The sequence below is a fragment of the Schaalia radingae genome (genome assembly GCF_900106055.1).
Taxonomy (GTDB): Bacteria; Actinomycetota; Actinomycetes; order Actinomycetales; family Actinomycetaceae; genus Pauljensenia; species Pauljensenia radingae_A.
In genome coordinates, this window is record NZ_LT629792.1 from 1,667,045 (window position 1) to 1,682,616 (window position 15,572).

General features: G+C 59.8%; 13 protein-coding genes and 1 tRNA gene. 3 read left to right on the forward strand and 11 right to left on the reverse strand.

Annotated features, from left to right (window positions below):
• The first annotated feature begins 109 nt into the window (after nucleotides 1-109).
• Nucleotides 110-595, forward strand: a complete 486-nt coding sequence (gene greA, locus BLT69_RS07320; protein ID WP_058237079.1) for a transcription elongation factor GreA — start codon at nucleotides 110-112, stop codon at nucleotides 593-595.
• A gap of 199 nt (nucleotides 596-794) precedes the next feature.
• Here the strand turns inward: greA and BLT69_RS07325 are convergent, their stop codons facing one another.
• The gene (locus BLT69_RS07325) at nucleotides 795-2,303 is read right to left on the reverse strand and encodes an AI-2E family transporter (RefSeq protein WP_070725729.1); all 1,509 of its coding nucleotides are present in this window, start codon (nucleotides 2,301-2,303) and stop codon (nucleotides 795-797) included.
• Nucleotides 2,304-2,604: 301 nt separating this feature from the next.
• Between BLT69_RS07325 and msrA the strand changes: the two genes are divergently transcribed.
• A complete protein-coding gene (gene msrA / locus BLT69_RS07330) occupies nucleotides 2,605-3,225 on the forward strand; it encodes a peptide-methionine (S)-S-oxide reductase MsrA (RefSeq protein WP_092648738.1) in 621 nt (206 codons plus the stop codon).
• Between the two features lie 130 nt (nucleotides 3,226-3,355).
• On the opposite strand, the gene BLT69_RS07335 is transcribed toward msrA, so the two are convergent.
• From BLT69_RS07335 to BLT69_RS07345, 3 genes are all read right to left on the reverse strand, one after another.
• The gene (locus tag BLT69_RS07335) at nucleotides 3,356-3,754 is read right to left on the reverse strand and encodes an FKBP-type peptidyl-prolyl cis-trans isomerase (protein ID WP_058237082.1); all 399 of its coding nucleotides are present in this window, start codon (nucleotides 3,752-3,754) and stop codon (nucleotides 3,356-3,358) included.
• 42 nt (nucleotides 3,755-3,796) lie between these two features.
• The gene (locus BLT69_RS07340) at nucleotides 3,797-4,756 is read right to left on the reverse strand and encodes a Bax inhibitor-1/YccA family protein (RefSeq protein WP_092648739.1); all 960 of its coding nucleotides are present in this window, start codon (nucleotides 4,754-4,756) and stop codon (nucleotides 3,797-3,799) included.
• Nucleotides 4,757-5,065: 309 nt separating this feature from the next.
• Nucleotides 5,066-5,139: transfer RNA gene (locus BLT69_RS07345), tRNA-Leu, on the reverse strand.
• A gap of 196 nt (nucleotides 5,140-5,335) precedes the next feature.
• On the opposite strand from BLT69_RS07345, the gene nhaA reads away from it, so the two are divergent.
• The gene (gene nhaA / locus BLT69_RS07350) at nucleotides 5,336-6,757 is read left to right on the forward strand and encodes a Na+/H+ antiporter NhaA (protein ID WP_092648740.1); all 1,422 of its coding nucleotides are present in this window, start codon (nucleotides 5,336-5,338) and stop codon (nucleotides 6,755-6,757) included.
• A gap of 105 nt (nucleotides 6,758-6,862) precedes the next feature.
• On the opposite strand, the gene BLT69_RS07355 is transcribed toward nhaA, so the two are convergent.
• The 7 genes from BLT69_RS07355 to mfd all read right to left on the reverse strand — a co-directional run bounded on the left by BLT69_RS07355 (nucleotide 6,863) and on the right by mfd (nucleotide 15,492).
• Nucleotides 6,863-7,861, reverse strand: coding sequence for a Ppx/GppA phosphatase family protein (locus tag BLT69_RS07355; RefSeq protein WP_092648741.1), 999 nt, complete (start codon nucleotides 7,859-7,861; stop codon nucleotides 6,863-6,865).
• 77 nt (nucleotides 7,862-7,938) lie between these two features.
• Nucleotides 7,939-8,478 carry a DUF501 domain-containing protein gene (locus BLT69_RS07360; RefSeq protein WP_092648742.1) on the reverse strand — a complete coding sequence of 180 codons (540 nt, stop codon included), beginning with the start codon at nucleotides 8,476-8,478 and terminating at the stop codon, nucleotides 7,939-7,941.
• Nucleotides 8,475-8,876 (reverse strand): FtsB family cell division protein, encoded by a 402-nt coding sequence (locus BLT69_RS10825; protein WP_157843514.1) that lies wholly within the window; start codon nucleotides 8,874-8,876, stop codon nucleotides 8,475-8,477. The genes BLT69_RS07360 and BLT69_RS10825 overlap by 4 nt, the downstream gene beginning before the upstream one ends.
• Nucleotides 8,877-9,187: 311 nt before the next feature.
• Entirely contained in the window at nucleotides 9,188-9,388 is a 201-nt protein-coding gene (locus BLT69_RS10830) for a hypothetical protein (protein ID WP_157843515.1), read from the reverse strand.
• 155 nt (nucleotides 9,389-9,543) lie between these two features.
• Nucleotides 9,544-10,824 carry a phosphopyruvate hydratase gene (gene eno / locus BLT69_RS07370; RefSeq protein WP_058237087.1) on the reverse strand — a complete coding sequence of 427 codons (1,281 nt, stop codon included), beginning with the start codon at nucleotides 10,822-10,824 and terminating at the stop codon, nucleotides 9,544-9,546.
• A gap of 200 nt (nucleotides 10,825-11,024) precedes the next feature.
• Complete coding sequence (locus tag BLT69_RS07375) at nucleotides 11,025-11,621, reverse strand: hypothetical protein (RefSeq protein ID WP_092648743.1); 597 nt, start codon at nucleotides 11,619-11,621, stop codon at nucleotides 11,025-11,027.
• Between the two features lie 193 nt (nucleotides 11,622-11,814).
• A complete protein-coding gene (gene mfd, locus BLT69_RS07380; RefSeq protein ID WP_092648744.1) occupies nucleotides 11,815-15,492 on the reverse strand; it encodes a transcription-repair coupling factor in 3,678 nt (1,225 codons plus the stop codon).
• Nucleotides 15,493-15,572 lie beyond the last annotated feature (80 nt).

The window sequence follows — 15,572 nt, forward strand, 5'->3', positions numbered from 1 at the left end:
TTTGGATATGGCTTTAGTCGCTCTTATTGTTACACTGACCCCAGTTCATCGTTTTGTCGCTCCGGCACCACACCACGGTGCCGGACTTTTTCATTGAAAGGAAGGAACCATGGCGGACACTCAGTGGCTGACACGAGCCCAATATGATGCCCTCAAGGCAGAGCTGACTGAGAGAATCGAGCAGCGTCGCCCGGAGATCGCCAAACTGATCGATGCGGCTCGCCAGGAAGGCGATTTGAGGGAGAACGGCGGCTACCATGCTGCCCGAAATGAGCAGTCCATGAACGAAACGCGTATCCTCGCACTTCAGGAGATGCTCGAGCATGCGGAGGTGGGAGAAACTCCCGCCAACGATGGCGTGGTGGAGCCTGGAATGGTCGTCACTGCAACGGTGGCTGGCCGTGAGCAGAAGTTCCTGCTCGGCTCACGCGATGCCGGCGGCGATCTGGGTATCCAGGTGTTCTCCGCTCGCGCACCGCTGGGTGCAGCGGTGATGGGACATAAGCCTGGCGACAAGCTGACCTATGAGGCGCCCAACGGTAAGACCATCGAGGTTGAAATTCTCGAGTGTGTGCCTTACGGACAAGAAGGATAATTACTCTCCAGACGGGTGCTCCCCGAAAGAGCGGCTGACTGTGTTCAACCGTCTCTTTCGGGGAGTTTGCTATATGAAGGGCCCACGCGCATGCACCTGCCAGCCTGCGAGTGAACGTTTAATTAGAGTTTTGGTTCACCGCGTCGATGCCGGCTCAGCGTGATCGCCGAGCGCATCAACGCTTGCTCGAGGCGTCAGCTCACCGCGTTGAGGAGGATGAGCCTGCTGGGTCGCCCTCGTCGCTGGATGATCCACCCCGGGCCGCAGCAATTTCGTTGCTGTCACCCTGCGCTCGATCATCGTCAGCGTGAGAATCGTGAGCGTCAGCGTGGCTGCCGCTATGGGAAGTATCCTCGTCTGAATCTGACTTGACGGCTTCGTTCTTGTTGTCCTTGATGCCGTCACCGTCTTCGTCATCATCAGAGGCATAGGACTGCGCGACCATCTCATCCAGCATTCCTGGCGGGCCTCCAGGTCTGTCCTCCTGATCGCGAAGGGCGGGTATGGGGTCATATCCGTGCAGGTAAAGGAACGTTGAGTTCAGGAATGCTGCGATCGGCACGCCGAAAAGAGCGCCGGGAATGCCGGCGACCGCGCCGGCACCTGCCACAACCAGCAGGACGGCGACTGGGTGCAGGGATACTGCAGAGGACATGAGCCAGGGCTGCAGAATATTACCTTCGATCTGCTGGACGGCGAGGATGATCAGCAGCATGAACAGTGCGCGCGCCACACCCTGATCCACCAGGGCAACGAGGACGGCAATGGTTCCAGACACCAGGGCGCCAACGATCGGGATGAACGAGCCGAAAAAGACAAGCACGGTGATGGGGATCGCCATCGGCACGCCCAGTGCCCACGCACCGATACCGATACCGATTGCATCAATTGCGGCAACTTTGATCTGCGTGCGCACGTATGCCGACAGGGTGACCCATCCGCGGATCGCTGATTCGTGGACCGGGCGGCGCGCTGGCGCCGGGAACAGGCGCACCACCCACAGCCAGATCCGCCTGCCTTCGCGCATGAAGAAGAACAGGCAGAACAACATAATGAGGGATCCGGTTAGAACTGACGCAAGAGAGCTCGTCAGGCTCAGTGCGCCTGTTGCGAGGGCCGAGGAGTGTGCGCTCAAGAACTGGGTGACTTCTGTGCGGATTGTCTCGATGCCCTGTTCAATGGTGGCCGTCTCAAGTCCGAACGGGCCGTTAGATACCCATTCGACCGCTTTATCGAGGCCTTGGGAGGCTTTGGAGACAAGGGATGGGACCTGCCGGATGAGTTGTCCGGCGGCTCCAGCGATGATTGTCACGACGACGAGGAGGGCGACGACCAATCCGGTGGCAGCTGCGGCTGTCTGCGGAAGGCGAACCTTGACGTGCAGGAAGCGCACCAGCGGCTCCAGCAGGACTGTCAGAAGGACGGCAATCGCAACCGGAAAGACAATCAGGGACAGTTGGACCGCTCCCCACGCCACGACGGCAACGGCAGCGATAATGATCAGGAGGCGCCACGACCATGCTGCAGCCACACGCACAGACCATGTCACGCCCTCGCTTGCGTCACGAGACCGAGGCGAGACATCAGGCTCATGGAAGCTCACGACTTCGTCGTGGTCGCGAGACGATGAATGGGAGCGGCGTCGTGGCCATTTGCCCATCCAGTTATTCAGCCGTTCGGTATACCGCGTGTCGTGGCTTTGCGCCATGGTGATCCTCACTTTCAGTGGAGCGTCAACAGTCAACCTGCATCTGGCTGGCGCAGTTCGCGTCGCGGGGCGAGCGTGGCCCACCTCGTCAAATATGCACGGTGCCCCTGATCCGAGGCGGCACGTGCCAGTTAGAGACGGTTCTCATCGCGAGATGTGTGCGAGGACAGCGTGAAGCGCAGGTTAAATGTCGCACGATAGTCTACGCGACATTCATGCTCTCAGCGCAATTAAGGGGAAGCGGGTGGGCATTTGCGTACGGCAATGAGACAATATCGGCACCAAGAGAAAGCGAGCCACAATGTTTGAGTTCCACAACGCCATCAATGTGCATGATGATCCGAACCGTCACGTTGTCCTGGGAACTCCGCTGGATATGGAACCTGGAGAGGGCCAGGAGCTGATCTATTTCGCTGCTGGCTGCTACTGGGGAGTCGAAAAGATTTTCTGGGAAACACCGGGGGTTGTGGCCACTGCCGTCGGCTTCATGGGCGGGCATGCTGATCATCCAACTTACAAGCAGGTGTGTGCCGGCGGAACCGGGCATCTCGAGACTGTGCGCGTCGTGTATGACACGTCGAAGATTTCCACCGGCCAGATCATTGCCACGTTTTTTGAAATTCACGATCCCACGCAGGGGGACCGTCAGGGCGGCGATATTGGCCATCAGTACCATTCGGCGATCTGGACGACCACTGATGAGCAGTACGACCTTGCCGTGCGCACGCGCGAGGCCTACCACGACACAATCAGTGAGCATGGCTTCGGAGCCATTACCACCCATATTGCGACGGCGGCCGATGGCGGGCAGTTCTGGTTCGCAGAGGATTCCCACCAGGGCTACCTGTTTAAGAACCCCGATGGTTATCAGTGCCATTCACGCACGGGCTATGCGTGCCCCGTTCTGAAGTCCCGTTCCTGAAGCTGGCGCTGCTGCTCGGGTCGCTCTGATCTCAGCCGAGGTCTCAGTCTTTTAAATCAAAAGGGTCCTTGCGGATGTGTCCGCAAGGACCCAGTGAATTGAGACGTATCGATGATGCCTCAAGGTGGTGCTAGTGCACTCCCAGAATGTCAGTCACGAAGACCAGGGTGTCTCCACCTTGGATACCTGCCTGCGGTACCCCGTGGTCGCCGTACCCGTATTCTGCCGGAATTGACAGCAAGACGCGTGAGCCAACACGCTGCCCGACCAGGCCATCATCCCATCCGCGGATCACCATTCCCACACCGATCTGGAAGCTCAGTGCCTGGCCTCGGTCATAGGAGTTGTCAAAAACCTGTCCGTTCCACACCTGGCCCAGGTAATGGCACTGAATCGTGTCGCCCGGCTCCACTTCCTGGCCATCACCCGCGCGCAGCACTTCAATCAGCAGCTCATCGGAGGGCTGTGCATCTGTGAATGCGACAGTCGGCTTGCGTCCAAACTCGCCTTCGACGTGAACGTTTTCCATAGTGCGTTGTCCTTACTGTGACGTGTAATGATGAAAGCGAGTCTACTCGCGGAAGTATGACAGGAGGCGCAGAATCTCCAGATACATCCACACGAGAGTCACCATCAGCCCGAATGCGCATGTCCAGGCAAACTTTGAAGGAGCCCCCTGCTCGACGGCCACCTTGGCCACCTCGAAATCACCAATCAGGCAAATCGCGCCGATGAAGACGCAGAAGACACCGATGAAGACCCCCAGCGGGATTCCCATAACCGTGATGGAGCGCAGTGACGAGTCGAGCACGCCGGTGATGTTGAGCAGGAACGACACGATCGAGAAGGTGATGATGCCGAACAGAGAAATCATGGCAAACCTGGCCATCTTCGATGAGTAGCGAACTTTGCCAGACGCATACAGAGCCAGTGTGACGCCAAAAACGCTCAGAGTACCCACAACCGCCTGAAGGACGATCCCGGGATACACGATTTCCATGACTGATGACACGCCGCCCAGCGCGAGGCCTTCAGCAGCTGCGTACACCATCGTCAGTCCCGGCTTCGGTGAACGTGAGAACGAAATAATCAAAGCCAGCACGAATCCGACGGCCAGGCCGCCAAACATCAAACCAAGCCCCATCGACGGGTTGGCACGCGTGACAGCCCATGCTCCGGCAGCTGCGACAAGCAGAATCCCAAAAAGGATTCCGGTCTTGACGATGACATCGTCGATTGTCAGTCGGCCACGATCCACCGCATCAGCAGACGGCTGGTTGTAACGCTGCTCAAATTCCTCAAACTGGTCCGCCTGCTGAGGGTAACGAGGGTACCCCTGCTGCGTTGCAGTGCCGGCCGAAGCGCCAGCGCCAGCCTGATGGGCGTAAGGATCAGCGTACTGCTGCGACTGGTAATTGGTATATCCGCTGTTGCCGGGGGCATACCCTGGCATTCCTGGATAGCCAGCTGGAGTGGTCTGCGCCGAGCGCGTCTCGTCTTTCACCAGCTTCTTCAACACGGGGTTGGACATTGTGCCTCCTTCTGGCCAGCGCGCCCCGGGAACAGGCGTTGCCGGAAACAGACTGACCCACTACTACCTGTCTTAAGGTTTTCACGTTTGCGGCCCGACCGCTAGCCCATCGGGGTCTTTCTTATTGAGCCGACAGCGAGATCTGGCGATCCCTTTCGGCGCGCCTCTCGCCCTTCACCAATCCAAGGCCAGCTCTCCACAGAAGAGTTTCCGAGTCAGAATTCGCATGGGACTCCCTCGTCAATGAACCTGCCGCGTCCGGCAAAGACCCGGCGAGCATCATTTCTGCCGCTTGCGTGCCCGACTCCGTACCCCCAGTCAGATTCGAACTGACAACACATCGATTTTAAGTCGATTGCCTCTGCCAATTGGGCCATGGGGGCATGCCAACCTCACAAGCCTGGCTCATGGCTCGTGACGGCAGCGTGCCTAGTTTACACGCACTTCCGGCCGTCATCCCACACGAGCCGCGCCCACGCCTCGACAACGCATTACCCACACATTGCCTGTGCCTTATGATCGAAGGTAGCCACATCTCCATCACAGCGGTTCCTCGTCGCGAAGGAAGGTTCGATACGAATGACTCTCGGCTCGTCTGAAGAAACTACCTCCACCGGTGGAGCCACACGCGAAAAGCGCAACACGCCTCGAATCCCGTATCGCAGTGATGGGATTGTGCATCGTTCGCGTCACAACTTCCCCGGTGCGCGACTTCAGCAGCGCCCGCCGATTTTGGTGTCAGCTCTGCCGCGCAAACGAGTTTATGCATCCTCGTCGAACGCGAGTGTGGGGCACCGTATTCGCAATGCTTTCCAAGCCATTCCGCGACTCCTCGCTGACGAGACGCGAACCGGTTTGCTGCTCATTGTCGTTGCACTCATCGCTCTCTTCCTGGCAAATTCCCCCTGGGAACCGATCTACAGCGCTATTTCGCACTATGAATTTGGCCCTGAATCGCTCGGGCTGCATCTGTCAGTGCACGAATGGGCGGCCGACGGACTGCTCACCATCTTCTTCTTCGTTGTCGGCCTGGAGTTGAAGTCAGATTTTGTGACCGGACCGCTGCGTGACATCCGGGAAGCGGCACTGCCCATGTTGGCGGCCGCTTTCGGCATGGTCGGACCTGCCACCATCTATGTGCTGATCCAAACCATCACTGGTTCCGATCACTTCCACGGGTGGGCCGTGCCAACTGCAACTGATATTGCCTTCGCGGTGGCACTCCTGGGGATCTTTGGACGAGGCCTCCCACCTGCCGCGAGAACCTTCCTGCTGACTTTGGCAGTCGTCGACGATCTGCTGGCCATCATCGTCATTGCAGTGTTCTATTCATCTGGCCTGAACTGGCTGGCGCTGGGCGGAGCACTGCTGACGATCGTGGTCTTTGGTTTCCTGGTGCAGCGCCAGATCACCAAGTGGTGGCTGCTCATACCTTTGGCTGTGGTGGCGTGGGCACTCATGCTAAACTCCGGCGTTCACGCGACGATCGCGGGTGTCTGCCTGGGCATGGTTGTGCCTGCCAAACGCATCAGGAACCGCCAGCTCACTCACGAGTTTGATGAGAAGCTCAGCCCGTGGTCAGCGGGCCTGGCTCTTCCCGTTTTCGCATTCTTCGCCGCTGGCGTACCCGTCATGGGTGGCGAGGGTGGCCTGAGCGCAGCGCTGACCGACCCAATCACTATTTCCGTCGCAGTCGCACTGCCGCTGGGCAAGCTGATCGGCATCTGGGGGTCGGTCGCTATTCTGACGCGCTACACCCGCCTGTGCTTGGGCAACGGAGTGGACCTGCCCGACATTGCCGCGATCGGCCTGCTGGCCGGCATCGGATTCACGGTCGCGATGCTGGTAGCCGGGCTTGCGTTCCCGGGCGAAACCGAAGTGTTCCACGCTCGCTTCGGCGTGATTCTCGGTACATTTGCTGCCGCGTTGTTGGGGGCTATTGCCCTGCACCAGCGTACAAGCGTGCGCGCCCGTGGAGCGCACGCATCAAATCAGCGCTGAACGTCCGAGCACGGCGATCCGACGCTGAGCGATCGCGGCACAGACCCAGACTTGGTCAGCACTGCGCGGTTTACGCCGCCGTCGAACTGAACACCTGCTGAGCGTCTACTCCTTCACCTGAGACATGGCGATCCCGTCCAAAATGTCGTGCTCGGACGTCACCCAGCGATCGATTGTGCCGAGTGGTCGCGTACACGCGACCACTCGCGCACAAATGCGGGACCAGATCAGTGCGCCGCCGGCGATCACGTCTTCGCGTCCTTTCGGCATGAAGCCGAGGGCGGCTTTCACGTCGACAGGCTGATCGATCATGAAGCGGATGGCGCGTTCCCCCTCGTCCATCGTGAACACGGCACCGTGGATGCGTTCAGGCATGTAGCGATCCAAGCCCAGCGCCTGCGCGGCAATAGTCGTCACCGTGCCGGCGACGCCCACCAATGTTCCCACTGCGCCAAAATCAATGACCGAGGCAGCACGATCCAGCTGCTCGTCGATCCACCGGGTGGCCTCGGCTTCGGCCTGCGGATCAATCCCCTGCTCAGAGTCACAGTGCGCGAAGAAACGTTCCGTCACTCGCACAGACCCCATGTTGAGCGAGATCGCCTGTTCGACGCCTGTTGTGCCGATGACCAGCTCAGTGGAGCCACCACCAATGTCCACCACCAGTGCCGGACGCCTCGCCTGAGAATCCAACGCGCTCATCGCTCCAGCAAAGGACAAAGCGGCCTCTTCCTCGCCGGGCACCACTTCAGGCTCCACGTTGAGCAGTTCACGCACCCCGTCGACAAAAACATCGCGGTTCTGCGCATCTCGGCTAGCCGAAGTCGCCACAAAACGCACGGAATCCACATTGTGACGCTTAATAAGCTCCGCGTATTCTCGCACCGCTTCCAGCGTGCGTTCAATTGCGTCGGGGTCGAGACGCCCTGTCTTATCAACGTTGTAGCCCAGACGAACGATCCGCATCAGGCGCGTGATGTCCCGCATCCGCACAGATCCCGTATCGTCTCGCTCAACGTCTGCGATCAGGAGCCTGATTGAGTTGGTCCCGCAGTCGATGGCTGCCACACGCCGAGGGTGGCGCAGCTGTTCTGGTTCAGTCATAGTCACGGCGCTCATTGTGTCACGTTTGAAGGCGGCGTGGATGCCTCGCTGCAGGCCATCGTATTGTCGCGACTCGTCTAGCACATGCAGCGGTCAGACTGCCACAGATTGCGCTCGGCAAGGATTTCGAGTGCTTTGTCGCCCACCGGGTTGCCTCCGGGGCCTGCGACGAGGGAGTGCGCGACAAGCGCGTGCAGACATTTCACGCGAGTTGGCATGCCACCGGCAGATACGCCGTCGATCTCCGGCACTTCACCCAGCGTCCGACGAAAAGCGATATAGGAGTTGTGAGCATCGCGGTAGTGCCTGGCTGCGTCCTCGTCAATCCTGATCCACTCATTGAGGTCTTCCATCACATGCTCTGCTTCCAGCGTGGAGCATCCACGCACGATCGGTGGGCACGTAAGGTAGAAAGTCGTCGGGAAAGGCGTACCGTCATCCAGGCGCGGGCGAGTCACGACAACGGTGGGCCGTCCGCACACACATCTGGCGCCGATAGAATCCACTCCACGCGGCAAGCGTCCGAGCTGCTCGCGCACCACTTCCAGGTCCTTTTCGGTGGCCGGCGACAGCTCCGGCAACTGCCTTGCGTCAGTGTCGCTGCCGTGGATGTTCATTTCTCGTCTCCTGATTGACTGAAGTTCAGTGGAGTCTGGTCTTTGGCGTCGTGGGTTGCTTCTTCAGGGTTGTCCGCATCGATGACCGATTGGGCAAGAATCTGAATCCACGGCTTATCCGGGCCTCGTTTGTCGTTTTCCTGCGAGGAGGCATCCTCGTATCCTGGCCCTGGGTCCTTGACCGTGTACTGGGTTTCTCCCGGCTGGACATATCCGAGGCGTGAGCGGGCCTGCGATGCCACGTACGTCGGGTCCTTCCATAAGTCGAGCTGTTCGTGAAGCTCGGCGTTGCGTTCCCTGGCCTGTTCGACACGCACCTGCATATCTTTCAGGTCCTGGCTCTGCCTGAACCATTGGTACGCGGAGGGAATGAGTAGGACAGCAAGCAGCGCAGCCATGATGCTGATTGCGAGGAATCGGACCGAAATTGTCAGTCCGCCGAAAGAGATGTTGCGCGACGAAGCGTCACTGCGTGCTGTCTTTGCGCCCCGTCCGCCACTACGTTCCTTCGTCTTCGTCGCCGCGTCCGGTTGACGGTTCCGGCGAAAACGTGATGCGACAGATGCTGAGCGTGAAGAGTCCGAGCTTCCTGTTTTCAGGCGGGGTCCCGCCAGGCCAATGCGGCGCAGGCGATCCGAATGGAAGCGGCCCTTCGGCGAATCCTGACTCGCTTCGGCGCCCGACTCACGCGATTCATCTGCCCTGTCGTTTACTGCGCCGAGAGAGGGCCGAGTAGATATCTGGCTGTCGCTATGTGAATCCGTTTGATCTCCATGGGATCGCCGGATTGGGCGAGAGCGACGCTGCTGGCTGGCTGGCGTCGACGAGGGGCGTGACGCACCAGAAGTGCGTCGACGAGGCGCGTGAGGGCGCCTCGGATCATGATGCGACGAATCAGCCATGTTCTCATCGTGCCTTAAAACACTTCGAGCCGGGCGATCTGCTTGCGGCATGTCACAGTCGTTCTGGTCATACTCCCGTGAAACAGCTGTGCGCCGAGTGGTCGCATGCAAGCGACCACTCGGCGCACATTAAAAAAACTAAGCCGTCAGGGCTTCAGTGTTCTCAGGCCTTGAAGCGTGGGAACGACGATGCACCTGCGTACACGGCTGCTTCAGCAAGCTCTTCTTCAATGCGCAGCAGCTGGTTGTACTTGGCGACACGCTCTGAACGTGCCGGAGCACCGGTCTTGATCTGACCGGAGTTGGTGGCAACAGCAAGATCCGCGATCGTCGTATCCTCGGTCTCGCCGGAGCGGTGCGAGGTCATCGTGCGGTATCCGTTGCGGTGTGCTTCCTCAACGGCATCCAGCGTCTCGGTCAGGGAGCCGATCTGGTTGACCTTGACCAGCAGTGCGTTAGCCACGTTCATCTCGATGCCCTTGCGCAGGCGATCGGGGTTGGTGACGAACAGGTCGTCGCCCACCAGCTGAACACGGTCACCGATCTGAGCGGTCAGTGACTTCCATGCGTCCCATTCGTCTTCTGACAACGGGTCTTCGATGGAGACCAGCGGGTAGTCAGAGATGAGCTTCTCGTAGTAGGACACCATGTAGTCAGTGGAGCGGCCTTCACCCTCGAACTGGTACATGCCATCAGCGAAGAACTCGGTGGAGGCAACATCCAGTGCCAGTGCCACGTCTGCGCCCGGCTTGTAACCGGCCTTTTCGATGGCTTCCACGATCAGGTCGAGTGCTGCCGAGTTGGACTCAAGGTTGGGGGCGAAGCCGCCCTCGTCACCCAGGCCGGTGGACAGGCCACGACTCTTGATGACGCCCTTGAGGGTGTGGTAGACCTCTGCACCCCAGCGCAGTGCTTCACGGAAGGTCGGAGCGCCGATTGGGGCAATCATGAATTCCTGAATATCCACGTTGGTGTCTGCGTGAGAGCCGCCGTTGAGGATGTTCATCATCGGGACAGGCAGAACGTGTGCGTTCGGGCCGCCCAGGTAACGGTACAGGGGCAGTCCGGCAGACTCTGCGGCAGCCTTGGCCACTGCGAGCGACACACCCAGGATGGCGTTTGCGCCCAGCTTGCCCTTGTTGTCGGTTCCGTCGAGGTCCAGCATGGCCTCGTCGATGACGCGCTGGTCGGTTGCGTCCTCATCGATCAGCTCAGCGCCGATCACCTCGGTCACTGCATCGACAGCGTCCTGTACGCCCTTGCCCATGTAACGATCCTTGTCGCCATCGCGACGTTCGACCGCCTCGAAGGCACCGGTTGATGCACCGGAGGGAACGGATGCGCGGGAAACGGTGCCGTCCTCCAACAGAACCTCGACCTCTACGGTCGGGTTGCCTCGAGAGTCGAGGATTTCGCGTGCCCCGATTGTCTCAATCCTTGCCACGTCATTCTCCTTCGTGATTGTGTGCGTGGAGCTGTCGCGTCTCACAGTAGTACGCAACGGTTGTAAAACACACCCCTGATGCTCGAAAAACGTGCTCGTGACCTTCACGTGTACGTGTTGACCTGCACTTGAGCGACATTGGTCCCTCATTCGGCGTGAGCCGCGCAGCGTGCATCGAGGTATGTCTCACGTTTTAAATTTTAGTGGGTATGGCCGCTTTGGCTGTCTGTGTCAGTCGATGCATCCCCGTCGCTCTTCGGCGCCTTGACATCTGCGGGTGTCACGATGTCGGCAAGCGTGCTGGCCTGCTTTGTGTTCGCCTGGGCGGTGTAGTACCGCGGGTTAATGTCGATTTTTTCCTTCGTGTAGTACTGTTCCAGTTCCTGCTGGATCGTCTGGAGATCATTGCCGTCGACCTGCAGCTGCTGCAGGACCATCTCTCCTCTGAAGACGTCGAGGACGCTGGCGGGTACATTTTCCGGGGCTTCAAGACCACGAGATGCAGCTACTTGCTTCATGAGGTCAAGAACCTGGTCGTCAGTAAACGTCACGTCTTTGTCGTGTCCCATGCGATTCTGGAAATAGCTGGTCGTCAGGAGCCTGAGCGCATCCACGCGACTGACTCGCTGTGCCACAACATCGGGAAGTGCAGTGGCAACTTCCGTGACGGTTTCTTCGCTGATGTTGTGGTCTCCGATTCGCGCCGCCGCGCCTGGGTGAGCTGAACATCCCGTAATGACGAGCGCCAGCCCGGCAAGAGTTGCAACGAAGCCAGCTATACCCCGTTTTTGTGCCACCGAGATCCTCCTTAGGTCTTGTGCGTGTCTATTCTACGTCACGTTGACCGATGTGCCGCACCAGGGGGTGAGAAGTCCCGCTCCCCTCGCTTATGAACGAGGACGACTCACCCAGGTACTTGCGCCGAGTGGTCGCATGCACGCGACCACTCGGCGTTTCAAGGTGTCGGGCTTCTATGTTCGCGGGGAGTGATCACCGGTCTTTAACGCCGGGGGCGCCGCCTTCTGATGAGGCGGCGAAAGGCACGATGATCGTGTCAACGACATTCAGCGTCCACTCGATGAGGGCGCTGTCTGCCAAGGGGTGCCCACCGATGTGGGCGGTCATTGGGATGGGAACCAGGATCTGACGCACCGCAGTCTTAATGACTGCGCCAGCGTGCAGCCGCTTCAGGCGCATCATCTGTGAATCAGCAAGTTCGACGGGTGCGAACTTGATGTACCGTCCCTGAGTGGCGACCTCTTCGACACCGACCTGGCGCAGGCGCTCACGCAGTCGCGCAATGTCGAACAGCAAATCCACCTGAGGAGGAATTGGGCCGTATCGGTCGGCCAGCTCATCGCGCACATCGCTTTCCTGTTCAGGCGTGCTCACGCCTGCAATCCTGGCGTATACCTCGAGCCGCAGGCGCTCGCTCGTCACATATTCGGCAGGAATATGCGCATCCACGGCCAGATCCACTCGCACGTCCACCTGTTCGGCGGGGCGCTCCCCTTTAAATGTTGCCACTGCGTCAGCCACCATACGCACGTACAGATCGAACCCCACGCCCTCGATATGACCTGATTGCGCGCCACCCAGCAGGTTGCCGGCACCGCGGATTTCGAGGTCTTTTTGCGCAACGTGCAGCCCGGCGCCCAGATCCGTGAACTGGGCGATTGTCCGCAACCGTTCATGGGCCGTTTCGGTAAGAGTGCGGTCAGCTGGGTAAAAGAAGTAAGCGTAAGCGCGTTCGCGCCCTCGTCCCACTCGGCCACGCAGCTGGTGCAGCTGTGACAGACCGAACGCGTCAGCCCTGTCCACAATCAGGGTGTTTGCATTGGAAATATCCAGGCCGGTTTCCACGATTGTCGTGCACACCAGCACGTCGAAGTCGTGGTTCCAGAAATCAACGATGACGCGTTCAAGTTCGTGTTCGGACAGTTTGCCGTGAGCGACACGGATGCGCGCTTCGGGTACCAGTTCGCTGAGGTGAGCAGCCACCGTGTTGATGGATTCGACACGGTTATGGACGTAGAACACCTGCCCGTCACGCAGCAGCTCGCGCCGGACTGCAGCGATAACCTGCGCATCCGTGTATGCGCCCACAAATGTCAGAACCGGCTGACGCTCTTCTGGCGGTGTCTGCAGGATCGACATTTCACGGATACCGGAAATCGCCATTTCCAGTGTTCGAGGGATAGGTGTTGCCGACATGGACAGCACGTCCACATCAGTGCGCAGCGCTTTGAGTGTCTCCTTATGCTCGACACCGAAACGCTGCTCCTCGTCAATGACGACTAGACCCAGATCCTTGAAGCGGACCGTGCCCGTCAGCAGGGCGTGTGTGCCGATCACCAGGTCAATACCACCGGACGCAAGTGCCTCCTTGACCTCTTCAGCTTCTTTCGGCGTGGAAAAACGTGACAGTGTCCCAATTGTGACGGGGAAACCGGCATAGCGAGCGCTGAAGGTGTCATAGTGCTGCTGGACCAGCAAGGTGGTGGGAACCAGCACAGCAACCTGCTTGCCGTCCTGGATGGCTTTGAACGCCGCGCGCACAGCGATCTCGGTTTTGCCGTATCCCACGTCTCCTGTCAGGAGCCGGTCCATCGGCATGGGCTTTTCCATATCAGCTTTGACTTCATCGATTGTCACGAGCTGATCAGGGGTTTCCACATATGGGAACGCATCTTCAAGTTCGCGCTGCCAGGGGGTGTCAGCGCTGAACGCGTGCCCTTTTGTTGCCTGGCGCGCGGCGTACAGGCGGATCAGCTCAGCGGCGATTTCCTTGACGGCTTTACGAGCTTTGGCTTTGGTCTTCGCCCAGTCAGCCCCACCCATCCGGGTCAGTGTCGGCTGATCCGATCCCGTGTATTTGGAGACCTGATCCAGCGAGTTCGTCGGCACGAACAGACGGTCCCCAGGTTGTCCCCTGCGCGAGGGAGCGTACTCAATGACAAGGTAGTCGCGCGTGACGGCGGACGCTCCCCTGCCCACAGTGCGTGAGACCAGTTCGAGGAAGCGTCCGATCCCGTGCTGTTCGTGAACAACCAGGTCGCCGGCGTGCAGTGTCAGCGGATCGACGCCCTTCCTGCGCCGCGACGGCATCTTCCTCATATCGCGAGTGGTCGCTCCCACGCGACCAGTCAGGTCCTGTTCAGTAAGGACTGCCAGGTGCTGATCGGCCATTACAAACCCGGCGCCGGCTTGCGCGGTCGTCACGTGCACGACACTTTCTTCAGGCGCGCGCGTCAACTCCTCTACCACTCGCGCCGGCACGTGCGCATCGTTCAGTATCGAGGCGATTCGTCGCCCGGGCCCAGGGCCTTGAGTGGTCACCACCATGTTCCACCCGGCGTGTGACAGCTCAGCCAAATCGGCGCACGCTCGATCAAAGTCACCGCGATATGGGCGTACTTCTCGAGCACCGACTGCCATCAGTGTCGGTGAGACCACCACGGCGTGCGCCTCGTGGGTCTGCAAAGCACCCGGCTCGTCGTCCGTATCCACACCTCGGTCATCCTCGACAGCGATCAGCGCATCGGCCAGTTCTGCCGGCGCCAGTGAGGAGACCTCCCACCGCGCAAGTCCGGAAGCCTGCCACACTTCGTCCAGGTCACGGAACGAAGCGTCGCGCGCTTCCAGTGGAACAGTGCCACCATCGGCCGCTGCGGTCCATGCTGCCTGGAGGAATTCCTCGGTGGTTGACACAAGGTCGGCTGCGCGGGCACGCACCCGCTCCGGCTCATCCATGATGAGCACGCTGCTCTCGGGAGCGATGTCAAGGACGGTGTCCATGCGCTCCACCAAAGCAGGGGCCAGAGACTCCAGGCCTGCGCTGTAGATCCCTTCACTGGCCAGTTCCAGAATCTGCGCCGCGCCCGGCAGGGTGTCAGCAGCATGGCGTGCCTTTTCACGGACCTCGTCGGTTAGCAAGAGTTCTCGACACGCCACCGCCCACAGGCCGTCGGTAGCTGCGCCGAGGGTGCGCTGGTCAGCCATGGAGAACCAGCGAATCTCGTCAACCTCATCGCCCCACAGTTCGACGCGTAAAGGGTGTGCTTCCTGAGGTGGGAAAACGTCGAGGATGCCGCCTCGGACGCTGACCTGTCCGCGTGCCTCCACCATATCCACGCGTTCGTATCCCAGTTGTGTCAGACGGTCAACCATGCTGGGCAGATCCACCATGTCCCCTACTTTGACGCGCACCGGCTCCAGGTCGGCCAGCCCGTGGATGACAGGTTGGAGGAATGCGCGGACCGGCATGACAACAATGGACAGTGGCGCGGTCGCCGGGTCGGTTGGATCCGGGTGTGTCAGCCGGCGCAAGATGGCGATACGTTGGGCCATCGTGTCCACCTGGGGTGACAGTCGCTCATGCGGCAGGGTTTCCCACGAGGGGAACATGCCCACATTCGGCACCCATGCAGACAATGCGTCAGTCAGCCTTTCGGCTTCTCGCCCCGATGCCGTGATGATGATCAGAGGTCCAACGGTGGACGGGTCCGCCTCGTCAATGAGCCTTTCGCGCGATGCGAGGGCGTACATGCCGGGTCGAATGCCTTGCGGGGCGACGATGGTGCCGCTCAGGGACCGTGACAGTGAAGTGGCGAATTGTTGAACTGCCTGGTCGGCTCCGATCAGGTCCATCAAGCCGTTCAATTTCATGACATCTTCCTCATGTTTCACTGGGATGGGTACATGTGGCGAGGGCGCTCAGTGGGCGGGCGGAATCACTGCGATGGCGC